This window comes from Bacillus cereus group sp. BfR-BA-01524 (genome assembly GCF_022662595.1).
In the GTDB taxonomy this organism is placed as follows: Bacteria; Bacillota; Bacilli; order Bacillales; family Bacillaceae_G; genus Bacillus_A; species Bacillus_A thuringiensis_S.
The window spans coordinates 1-12,319 of the sequence record NZ_JAKUDW010000135.1 but is presented as its reverse complement, the minus strand read 5'-3'; the positions used below and the strand labels follow the sequence as shown (position 1 = coordinate 12,319).

Sequence of the window (12,319 nt, the reverse complement as noted above, 5' to 3'; positions counted from 1 at the left end):
TCCTTATAAGGCTATAGAATCAAATGATTCTAATAGCATTCCAACAACTTTCTTCCAATTCCTTTACTAATTCATCTGTATATTCTAACTGCCCTGTTTCCATTACTTTAATTAATTTTTCAATTGGTTGATATACAATAATAATTAAAGCAATTGGTGGTAATGGACGAAGCAAACCTTTTTCGATTCCATCTTCAATCAAGTTCATGAAGAAACCCATGAAGTCCTCGAATATTTCATTGCTATGTTCATCTAGAAAATAACTATCACAGTGAGAATTTGTAAAAAGAAAAGCATCTGCATTTTGTCTCGCAAATTCAAATAAACGGTTGTATGTATGGCTAAACTGTTCACGAATATTTGCATCGACCGGGAAATCATTTTTTATTAATTCCGATAGTTGTAAAACACTTTTCGTAAATAAAGAATTAACAAGCGCTTCTTTATTTTCAAAATAACGATAGATCGTACCTGCGCCTACTTTTGCTTTTTCGGCAATCATCGGAATTGTTGTACCATCATAACCTCGTTCTGCAAAAAGTTGTATTGCAGCGTCAAAAATATCCTCTTGTTTGTTTTTAGCCATTTTTCCACCTCAATTTCCAGGAATGAAAATTCATTCCGTTTTTAATTATAAATTACATGAGTTAAAAGTCAAGTGCGTGACAAAGTATAACTGTGCTGTTTTATCCTCTATTTGTGAATGAAATTATATGAGCGACTTTCTGGATATATTGGCGCTACTTAAAATTATACCAGCGATTTTCTTGATATATCGGCGCTACTCTAATTATATCAGCGATTCTCATGATATATCGACTTACCGACAAAAATTCACAATATAAGAGGAAGCTATCCCGAAATTTCACTTAGGATAGCCCACCTTCATACATGCAAATTAAAAGAAATCATAAATAAATGGCTTACGCACTGGTACTAAATTCTCAAATGACCGTATTGCCTCGTCACTTCCACTAATTAATTCAAGTTCATTTAGTTCTAATGGACGTTTATATCCAAGCATTATTGCTGATAGTGCAGTTATATCCAGTTTAATTCCTTTTTCCGTTGTTTCTTCTACAATTGTTATTTCATGATTTGCAAGTCTCACTGCTACGTTATTCCACGGAGCAAATGCGTCTGTAATGTGTAGAATCACTTCTTGCTGTACATTGTTCCAGCTCAACTCATATTGTTTTAAGAACTGCTCTACATCTACAATTCTTCCCATAAAATATGGTTTTATTTCTGTCTTCACGCGTGGCTCTTGCAATGAATATAGCAACGGTTCGGTTTCACTTACTGTCATTTCAAGTTCTTTAATCATAGAATCATGCTGGCAAATAAAGTTCCACAGACCATTTCGTGCTTCATTATGCAGTGGTACAAATTCTTCTACTGTCATTTTATAGTTTTCTATTTTGTATAACATGTAACCTGCTGCCGTTTTATCTTCATCATAGTAAATCGCTAATGTTAAATCATCATAAACTGCTTGTAACCACCAGTTCTTCTCTCGAACTAACATACCTGAAAAACGTTCTGCAAATACTTCATAGAGCTTTTCGACCTCTTCTGGATGATTTTCTTTATTGAAACGTTTCACAGTTCCATTTACTTGTTTTTTCATCACTAAATCACTCTTATTCATATGACATATGAGTAGATTCGCACAAAGTTCCCAACCGTATTTACGGTAAAATGAAACCGCAAATGGATGTAACATAGAGACTGTATAGCCATCTTTTTTCATCGTTTGAAGTGAATATTGAAGTAGCTCTTTTACATACCCACTTCTTCTGTACTCTGGATACGTCGCTACTCCTGCAACGCCACCCATTTTAAATTTTTCTTTACCTATGTAAATATGAAACGGAATAAGATGTAGTTTTGCTGCTAAGTCTTCCCCTTCCATAATGCCGTATATTTCATGACTTTCCTTCATCTTTGTAAGTTGCTGCTGTAATCGTTCCTCATCTACTTTATATTGAAAAGCGTATTCTGATAAACGTAATGCTTCTCTGAACTTATCTTCTTTTAATTGTATGACATTCATATAATTCTCCTCCATTCCCTGTTTGAATTGTATCATAATTCTTACTTTTGTAGTTCGGTAAGTGAAATTACAAAGACGTTTTAACAAAAAAAGCAGATACATCACGTATCTGCTTTCCATCCTTATTATTTAGCTAACTTTTGAAGTTCATCAAAGAATGTAGGATATGATACACCTACGGCTTCTGCATCTTCAATAATTGTTTTTCCTTCTGCCAGGCAGCCAGCAATCGCAAGCATCATTCCGATGCGATGATCACCATAACTATTTACTGTATTGCCTTTTAGAGCTGATTTCCCGTAAATAATCATGCCGTCATCAGTTGCTTCTATGCGAGCTCCTAGTTTCGTTAACTCCGCAACAACTGTATCGATACGGTTCGTTTCTTTTACTTTTAATTCGTGCGCATCTTTAATTACTGTAATTCCTTCTGCTTGCGTTGCCGCTAAGGCGATAACAGGAATTTCATCAATTAATCTTGGGATAATATCTCCGCCAATTTCAATTCCTTTTAATGAAGATGTTTCAATCGTAATGTTTGCAGCTGGTTCTGATGCCCCTTCGTTAATTAGATCTACAGTGAACGTAGCACCCATTTTCTCTAAAATATCAATAATACCTGTACGAGTTGGGTTCATCCCTACATTTTGTAATACTAGTTTACTATTTGGAATGATTGCGCCTGCCACTAAGAAAAATGCTGCTGATGATACGTCACCTGGTACTTGAACGTCTGTTGCTGTTAACTTTTGCCCACCTGCAAGTTTCACTGTTTTTCCTTCGCGAGTTACTTTAACTCCAAATGCTTCAAGCATTCTTTCCGTATGGTCGCGTGAAATATGTGGTTCTGTAACAGCTGTTACACCTTCTGCGCGAAGGCCTGCAAGTAAAATAGCTGACTTTACTTGTGCACTTGCTACAGGTGAAGTGTATTCAATTGCTTGTAAATCTCCACCACGTATTGTTAACGGTGTAAACGTTCCTTCTTCGCGGCCATCAATGATTGCACCCATTTGTTTTAATGGATTTGTTACACGTTTCATCGGTCTTTTCGCGATAGATGAATCACCTTGTACGCAAGAGAAAAATGGTGTATTTGCCAAAATTCCTGACATTAAACGTATTGTTGTACCAGAATTACCAACATCTAATACAGCTTTCGGTTCTTGTAATCCTTCTAACCCTTTACCAACTACAGTGACTTCATCACCGTTTTGCGTAATTTCTACTCCCATTTCTTTAAAACATGAAATCGTACTTAAACAGTCTGCACCGGGCAAGAAACCTTTAATTGTTGTTTTCCCTTCTGCAATCGAACCGAACATAACAGCACGGTGTGAAATGGATTTATCACCTGGGATTGTAATATTGCCATTCAATCCGTTATTAACAGGTTGTATTGTTCTTTCTTTCACGTTTTTCACCTTCTCATTTAAATTGTTTCATAAGTTTGGTATTCTTCTTCTCCAAGCGCTAGCTTTGCTTTCATACGATCTTCTTCCCTTTGGAAACTAATACGTAATACCCCAAGCAGTCCTTCACGCGCTTCTAATATTTGCAAGTTCGTAATACTAATTTCCTCGCGCGCTAAAATACTCGTAATATGAGCCAATGCCCCCACCTTATCTAATACATCAACGTATAAGTCGTGATAGGCAGGAATCGCACCACTCTTTCTTACTGGTAAAGAATCACGGTATTCTTTCGCATCTGCAAAATAGTTTTGAATCTCGCCTGCATCTCCGGTAGAAACTGTCTTATATAAACCTTCCATTTCAGAGATCCACTCTTTTAATAATACCATTAAATGCTCTCGATTTTGCTTTACAATATCACTCCACATTTTCGGACTACTAGATGCGATACGTGTAATGTCTTTGAAACCTCCAGCAGCTAGTTGATGAATGAGCGGATTATCTCCTGCATGTTTCTCAACTTGCTTTACTAAACCTGCTGCGATAAGATGCGGGAAATGACTAACAATCCCTGTTACATAATCATGTTCTTCTGTATTTAAAACAAGAAAATGAGATCCTGTTCCTTTTAACCATACTTTAAGGTCTTCCACTTGTTCATTTAGTACATGATTCATCGGTGTTAAAATGTAAAATGCATTTTCAAATAAATGCGCCTTTGCGCTTTCAACTCCCGTTTTATGAGAACCCGCCATCGGATGTCCCCCAATGAAAGAAACTTCCTTTGAAAATAAAGCTTCCGCTTCACTCATAATAGACCCTTTTGTACTACCAACATCAGTCACTATAACATCTTCTCGTAAACGGAATGACGCAAGTTTGTGTAATAGCTTCTTCGTTTCTTCAACTGGAGAAGCAAAAATAATTAAATGTGCCTCTTCACATGCATGTTGTAAATCAACTGCTACTTCATCTACTACGTGTAATTCTTTTGCACGCTCTACTTGCTCTTGAAATATATCGTAACCTGTTATCGTTACATCGTGCTCTTTCTTAATTGCTAAGGCGAGAGAACCTCCTATTAAACCTGTTCCAATTAATACTACCTTTTTACGCATTTTCCTCATCTCGAGACTTACTTTTTTTATTTTCAAAGTGCTGTTTTAACACTGAAATCACTCCTTCATTTTGCTCCCTTGTTCCAACTGTAATACGGACACCATTTGGGAATGGACGAATAATAAACCCTGCATGTGCACAAGCTTCATAAATCTCTCCAGCATTATCTACCGGTAAGAAGATGAAATTAGTTTGTGACGAATAAAATGGTATTTCGTTTTCCTTACAGAAACTCTCGTATTGCTGTAATCCTTCTGTATTCACGCGAACTATTTCTTCAATAAACTCGTCATCACCAAAAGCAATCGTAGCTGCTTTTTGCGCTAATGAAGATACGTTAAATGGTAAACGTACGACATTTAATTTCTCAATTAGCTCTTCCTGTCCGATCGCATATCCAACGCGGAAAGAAGCTAATCCGTATGCTTTAGAAAACGTTCTAAGTACAAGAATGTTTTTATGTTTTTCTAAAAGCGGTAATGTCTCAGGGAAATCTTTTGCTGTTACGTATTCATAGTACGCTTCATCAATGACAATTAACGTATTTTCACTAATGCCTTCAATAAATTGAGTCAATTTTTGCTCATTCACATATGTGCCCGTCGGGTTGTTCGGATTACAAATCCATACGATTTTCGTATTATTATTTACCACTGACGAAATTTCGTCTAAATCGTATACACCGTTATTTAAAGGAATTTCTTTCACTTCACAGCCTTCAATAATTGCATGATGACGGTACTGCGGGAATGTTGCACCAGCCGTTACGATATTATCTCCTGCTTTAAGTACTGCACGGCTTATCATTTGAATGACTTCATCTAAACCACTACCACAAAGTACTTGTTCTAATTGCACATGCAACTTATCCACGATTGTTTGACGGAGCGTTGTAGCACCTCCGTCAGGATATAAAGCATGTTCCAACCAAGATTTTTGCAACTCATCTAAAACTCTCGGTGAACAACCGAATGGATTTTCATTCGATGCTAATTTCACAAACGAATGATCTCCGTATACTTCTTTCATTTGTTCTGGTGATTTACCTGGTTTATATGGTTGTAATGATGATAGTTGCTCTTTTACTTGCACGTTAAACCCACCTTTTTATTAAAATTCTTTTGCGTAGTTATTATGTTGCATAATGTTTTGTTTTAATAAATCCATACGATCTTTTCCGAATTGTTCGACTAGTGCATCTGCAAGTTCCCATGCTACAACAGATTCAGCTACTACACCCGCTGCTGGTACTGCGCAACTATCAGATCTTTCAATACTCGCTTGGAATGCTTCCTTCGTATCAATATCAACGCTTGCTAACGGTTTGTATAATGTAGGAATTGGCTTCATAACGCCTCTTACGACAATTGGCATACCTGTTGTCATACCACCTTCTAAACCGCCGGCATTATTCGTTTTTCTCGTGTATCCTTTTTCTTCATCCCACAGAATTTCATCATGCACTTTACTTCCTGGTTGTCTTGCCGCTTCAAAACCTACGCCAATTTCAGCACCTTTAAATGCATTTATACTCATAATTGCACCAGCAAGTTTTGCATCTAATTTACGATCGTAATGAACGTAACTACCAACGCCAATTGGCATACCTTCTGCAATGACTTCCACAATACCACCGATTGAATCTCCGCTACTTTTTGCGTTGTCAATCGCATCCATCATTTCTTGCTCTACTTCTTTATCTAAACATCGAACTGGTGAGTTTTCAGTTATCGTTTGAATTTCTTCAATCAGTAAGTTTGAAATATGTTTTGCTTTTACTCCACCAATTTCAAGAACATGTCCTGCAATTTTTACGCCTAATTCGCTTAAAATTTGTTTTGCAACTGCACCAGCAGCTACACGAACTGTCGTTTCTCTTGCAGATGAGCGCTCTAATACGTTTCTTATATCACGATGGCCATATTTAATTGCTCCATTTAAATCCGCATGTCCTGGACGTGGTTTTGTAATTGTACGTTTCATGTCTTTACTTTCTTTTTCCGAAATTGGCTCTGCACCCATTACTTTCGTCCAATGTTTGAAATCATCGTTTTTTACAATTAACGTAATCGGTGATCCGAGTGTCATCCCGTGACGAACACCACTTACAATTTCAACTGTATCTGTTTCAATTTGCATGCGTCTTCCGCGTCCATGACCTTTTTGTCTTCTTAATAATTCTTTATTAATATGTTCCGCCGTAAGTGTCAAACCTGCTGGTACACCTTCTAAAATAACTGTTAACTGCGGTCCATGTGATTCTCCAGCTGTAATGTATCTCATTTCTCTTGCCCCTTTACTATTTTTTTGTACAAAAAAGTCCCTACTGAGCGCTCAGTAGGGACGATGTTTATCGCGGTACCACCCTAGTTGTAGACAACTGTCGTCTACCTCTCTTCTTCTTTAACGATCGTTTGACCGTCTTCCCCTCCATAAGTTGTCGGGAAAGATGCTCCAAGGCTGTAATTCATGCTTACCTTTGTACTGATTTACACCAGCCATCAGCTCTCTTTAACAGTGAGATAAGCACTACTGTTTCCTCTTCAACGCATATATGATATGGAATTAAGATAATTTATTTTTGAAACCTTTTAACTCATCCATGAATCTATGGAATTCTGGAATGTCCATTTGTTGTGCAGAATCTGACAATGCAACCGCTGGATCTGGATGAACTTCAGCCATTACTGCATCTGCGCCAATTGCAAGTGCCGCTTTCGCTGTTGGTAATAATAAATCTCTGCGTCCAGTTGAATGTGTTACATCAACGATAACTGGTAAATGTGTTTCTTTCTTTAAAATTGGTACTGCAGAAATGTCTAATGTGTTACGTGTTGCTCTTTCGTATGTGCGGATACCACGCTCACAAAGAATAATTTGATCGTTACCTTGCGCAATGATGTATTCCGCTGCATTAATGAACTCATCAATTGTTGCTGCTAATCCACGTTTTAATAATACTGGTTTGTTAACTTTACCTACAGCTCGTAATAAATCGAAGTTTTGCATGTTACGTGCGCCAACTTGAATTACATCAACGTAGTCTAATGCCATTTCAACATCGTTCGGATTTAAAATTTCACTAATAATTGCTAAGTCGAACTCGTCTGCTACTTGGCGTAAAATTTGTAGTCCTTCTACTCCTAAACCTTGGAAATCGTATGGAGATGTTCTCGGTTTGAATGCACCACCGCGCATTAATTTTAAGCCTTGGTCTTTCATCGCTTGCCCTACTTGACGAACTTGCTCTAAGCTTTCTACTGCACAAGGTCCCATGATGAACGTTTGTGTTCCGTTTCCAATCAATTCACCTTTTACATCAACGATTGTATTTTCTTGTTTCTTTTTACGTGATACTAGTAACGCTTTACGGTTATCATCTTCTTGTAACTCTAAGCTTGCTTTGAAAATCGTTTTGAAAATATGTTGAACTGTTGATGTTTCGAATGGTCCTTCGTTATGCTCTGCGATCATATCAAGTACTTCACGCTCACGTACTGGATCAAAGCGTTTCGTACCTTGTACTTGCTTTTGTTCTCCAATTTTTTGAACGATTTCACCACGTTTGTTTAAAAGGTGTAATAGTTGTAAGTTAATTTCATCTACCTGTTTACGTAATTGATCTAATTCATGATTTGCCATTTGGAAATCCTCCTCTAATGTTTTAAAAGTATAGTAAGAGAATAAAAGATTCTCTATTTTCTGAACTGGTTAATTATACAAATTTATAGTGGAATCGATACCTCTTCTTATTTTAAACTAATAATTCGTACAAAGACATGAACTACTAGTTAAAAAGCCACTTTTTTGTACAAAAAAGCCCTACTGATCCAATCAGTAGGGACGATATTTATCGCGGTACCACCCTAGTTGTAGACTTCTTTCGTCTACCTCTCTTCATTGTTAACGATCATCTGACCGTCTTTCCCTTCATAAAGACAATACTATCTTTACTACGAAAAAGATGCTCCAGGACTGTAATTCGCTCTTGTTTTTGTACTGGTTCGCACCAACCACCAGCTCTCTGTTACAGGGAAACAACAACTACTGCTTTTCCTTTCAATGCATGACTATTTTATTTTCAAGTTGGACCACTAAAATACAAAAAGTCCCTACTGAATAAATCAGTAGGGACGATATTTATCGCGGTACCACCCTAGTTGTAGACTAACTTTCTGTCTACCTCTCTTCACTGTTAACGATCAATTGACCGCTTTTTCCTCATAAAGACAAACTATCTTTATTACGAAAAAGATGCTCCAAGACTGTAATTCATGATTATCCCTGTACTGGTTCACACCAACCACCAGCTCTCTGTTACAGTAAGACTAACCACTACTGTGATCTCTTCATTGCACTTTGTTTATTCAAATGTTTTTGAAATTGAATAAGTATGATTCGTATTATAGAACGCTTTTCAAAACACTGTCAACAACTTTTTATATATTTTTTAAAATTCCACTTTCGTCCTATAATTCTTCTTGTAAATCACCCATTACAATTCCTATGCGAATTATTTCATTTTCTAGTAAATGTAAAACATATTCCTCTACTCCATACTGAACTAATAATTCTTTTATTTTTATGATTTCTTTTTCAAATAAAACGGCTTCTTGACATGTTTGTAGTAAAATAAAAAACACATTTGCAAACATTTCTTTATGCGCTTTCATACTTTCTTTCTTATGAAGCATTTCAATCAATAACTGCTTCATTTCCTCACCTGTACATTTACCATTTACACTTGAAAATGCACGAGACATAATACATAATCCTTTTTCTAATATTTCATCCATGTATAAAATAATACGTAAAAGCATTACATATTCTCTCACTGTTATCTCACCCATTTTTGGTCGTTCTCGCAAAAATACACTGAGCCAAGCTGTCCAAAATTTTTGTTGTTCTTTTACACTTAATGTTTTGACGTAATAGCATAAAAACTGCATAAATTTAATTTTATTTTCTTCATTTTCTAATACGAGTAAAGGGTATAACCAATCTGTTTTTTGCTCCCAATATAGTACACATTTAATAAATACAAAGCTAAGCCACTTCAAGAAAGCTTCCCTCGTATGCGGATGTAATACTTCCAAATGTTCTATCGCATACTTAATAAAACGCTTCATTTCTGTAAATAAAGGTAAATTTATTTGAGTGTAACATAAGCCCGCCCATGCATATTCCGTAATTTCATTTTGTTTTTTTAAATCTAAGTATGGTAACAAATATTTCCGGCACCATTGTTTTTCAATATGGTATAGAAATGTAATATCTGCTATTAAACGAGCAAACATAAAGTTTGTTCGTTCCGAATTAACTCTTACTTGTTCTTCAAATAAAAATAAATATTCATATACATTACGATCGTATAAATGATCATATGATAACAACTTTAATAATACAGCCGTCATTTTTCCAACAGGATGCTGAATTGATTCATTGTAAAAATCTTGTTTTCCAAGCTTAAAATCCGTATCACTCTTCATAACTTGAGGAAACACTGAAAAAGCAAAGCGTTTTACAACACGTATACTATTCTCTTCTAACTCTTCTAGTCGATTACTAATTTCATATAGAAAACTACTAATTAACCAATGAAAAGCAGTATTTCTAACAAATTTCTGCAATAGCGGAATAATTTTTTGGATTTGATCATTTGTCAATCCTCGGTTATTTCGCCATTCTCTAATACAAACAAACCATACTTCATTACTTATTTCTTGCACTCCTACTAATTGATATGCGAATGAAATACTCCACTCTGTATTCAATTTACATGCTTTTGATAACATCTCTAAAAAATGGCGTTGTTCAAAAACACCATCTTGTGAAAATTGCCGAACTTGCTTCATAATTTCAAAATCTTTCAGCTGCAATAATCCGTCAGCTGTTACATTACAAGTAATGCTTTGCGCTGTATCCTCTTTCTTTTGTACACTGTATTGTTCAGAATGAAAATGAGGATGCTTTTGCTTCATTAACTCATACCCATTTGCCGTAGATGGACTATTTGAATCACACTTGAATAATAAGTCTAATACGAGACATGCATCAAATACTCTCTCTTCTGTAAGACGCTTTATTACAGTTCGAGTGACTTCTTCTTTTGTTTTTTCCAAACAATTTGCATAATGACTTTTTAAAAGTTGGAAAACTTCGTGTTTATAAGTGAAATCTAAAAGAAGTCCTTCATGTAACAACCATTTCATTTTGTCATCTACACGAACAAAAATATTTTTATTCATCGCATCAATTGCAATTCGCTTTTGAAGTACACTATTCGCTTCTATCATTTCTGTAATATAATAATCCGCTTTTTTCTCATTGTTTTCACATAAATAAGTTAGACACTCTTTTACAATTTGTATTAATAATGCAAGATCATTTTGATGAAACTCTTTTTCTACATCTTCCGTATTTCTTTTTTTCAGTGCCGTTTGTCTTAACGACAACATTCTCAATTTTTCTAATCCGATCATCATAATTGGAACAGCATAATAGGCGATATATGGCCTCATCTTTTCGTTCCAAATTTGCTCCACATGAGAAAATGTTGATACTGGTAAGCGACTCGATTCCTCGAGTTCTATTGCTTCTTGCGTATCATTTCCCCATTTTCTTACACGTTTCAACTTCAATTTTCCGTCTAAAATAAACGTTAGTAACAATAACGCAATTTCCTTATGCTCAGGAAAAGAACATTTTTGCAGTAACTTTGAAATCTTTTCTATAGAGCTACTATCTTTTTCAGCAGTTTCTAATAAAAGGAGTGTCCACCTGGCAAACAACAATGGGTCCATCTTACTCTTCGTTTCGTTTAAGTAGTTACAAATTGTTCTCCATAATAACGGTGATATTTTAGAATAGTTTTTATAAATTAATTGAAATAATTCTTTCTGATGACTAAAAAGAAATTGTTCCACTAACCATTCTGCAAGTAATTCATCTACTTCATTATAGTTTGGCGTAAGCATAAACAAATTTTGTAATTTACCTTCTGCTTCTAACCATTCGACCCATTCATAATCATGAGCAAATTCCACAAAGTAACGAACTGTTTCAATTTTTTTAATTGATTGCTTTATGTATGATAATTGTTCCTGTTCTACTGACGGGGGAACCGTTACAATATCCCGAATACGCATTCTTTTCGTAATATAATTATCACCCATTAATTCCGCCCAGCGTTTTACCGCTTTTACGAGGGATTGATGATTATTCACTTTATTCGGATACACAATTGGTCTTATCCCCAAATGTTCCCAGTGGTACGTATTTTCTCCTTGTGCGACAAAAGCAAATCGCCTTGTACTTGGTGGTAAACCAGTTGCTAAATATTTCATTACTGGGTCATTATGACTATATCCAACGAATAAAACGGTGTAATTTGAGAATAGATCGACTAAAAATCTTCTCGCCCACCCTTCCGTTAAGTAAGCCCTTCCAAAATCACCGTCTGTTAAAATTAAAGCCTCTTTCTCCTGTTCTACATTACCATGTATATAAGCAAGACCTTTAAAAGCTCTCCCCGTCGGTAAAGCTGGAGCGTAATAAACATTGATATCTCTATTTATTTCTTTAATTGCAGTTGTAAAATGTTGATCAAAATTTGTTGTTACAATGCGGATATCTGTATCTAACGGAAATAACCTTGGAATTGCATAATGTAATGGATTCGGTTTTGATTTCTCTATATGAACAAGATCTCTTGCGACTTGATGTACAT

At 35.7% G+C, this 12,319-nt stretch carries 8 protein-coding genes and 3 other annotated features; all 8 genes read right to left on the bottom strand.

Annotated elements, in window-relative coordinates; genetic code table 11:
* Window positions 1-19 precede the first annotated feature (19 nt).
* Window positions 20-586, bottom strand: coding sequence for a TetR/AcrR family transcriptional regulator (locus MR170_RS27910; protein WP_001107290.1), 567 nt, complete (start codon window positions 584-586; stop codon window positions 20-22).
* Between the two features lie 312 nt (window positions 587-898).
* Window positions 899-2,056: a GNAT family N-acetyltransferase gene (locus tag MR170_RS27905; protein ID WP_048563752.1), complete on the bottom strand. Its 1,158-nt coding sequence runs from the start codon at window positions 2,054-2,056 to the stop codon at window positions 899-901.
* Between the two features lie 125 nt (window positions 2,057-2,181).
* Window positions 2,182-3,471, bottom strand: coding sequence for a 3-phosphoshikimate 1-carboxyvinyltransferase (aroA, locus tag MR170_RS27900; RefSeq protein WP_242310216.1), 1,290 nt, complete (start codon window positions 3,469-3,471; stop codon window positions 2,182-2,184).
* Window positions 3,472-3,488: 17 nt separating this feature from the next.
* Window positions 3,489-4,589, bottom strand: coding sequence for a prephenate dehydrogenase (gene tyrA, locus MR170_RS27895; RefSeq protein WP_048563751.1), 1,101 nt, complete (start codon window positions 4,587-4,589; stop codon window positions 3,489-3,491).
* A complete protein-coding gene (gene hisC / locus MR170_RS27890) occupies window positions 4,582-5,682 on the bottom strand; it encodes a histidinol-phosphate transaminase (RefSeq protein WP_242310215.1) in 1,101 nt (366 codons plus the stop codon). Before hisC ends, tyrA begins: the two co-directional genes overlap by 8 nt.
* 18 nt (window positions 5,683-5,700) lie before the next feature.
* Window positions 5,701-6,873: a chorismate synthase gene (gene aroC, locus MR170_RS27885; RefSeq protein ID WP_048563749.1), complete on the bottom strand. Its 1,173-nt coding sequence runs from the start codon at window positions 6,871-6,873 to the stop codon at window positions 5,701-5,703.
* Between the two features lie 53 nt (window positions 6,874-6,926).
* Window positions 6,927-7,146: a binding site (T-box leader), on the bottom strand.
* A gap of 9 nt (window positions 7,147-7,155) precedes the next feature.
* Window positions 7,156-8,232, bottom strand: a complete 1,077-nt coding sequence (locus tag MR170_RS27880) for a bifunctional 3-deoxy-7-phosphoheptulonate synthase/chorismate mutase (protein ID WP_001273575.1) — start codon at window positions 8,230-8,232, stop codon at window positions 7,156-7,158.
* 194 nt (window positions 8,233-8,426) lie between these two features.
* Window positions 8,427-8,662: a binding site (T-box leader), on the bottom strand.
* A 54-nt stretch (window positions 8,663-8,716) separates the two neighbouring features.
* Window positions 8,717-8,952 (bottom strand) — a binding site (T-box leader).
* A gap of 107 nt (window positions 8,953-9,059) precedes the next feature.
* The coding region (locus tag MR170_RS27875; protein ID WP_242310212.1) for a DUF4020 domain-containing protein at window positions 9,060-12,319 on the bottom strand (3,260 nt) is incomplete at its 5' end.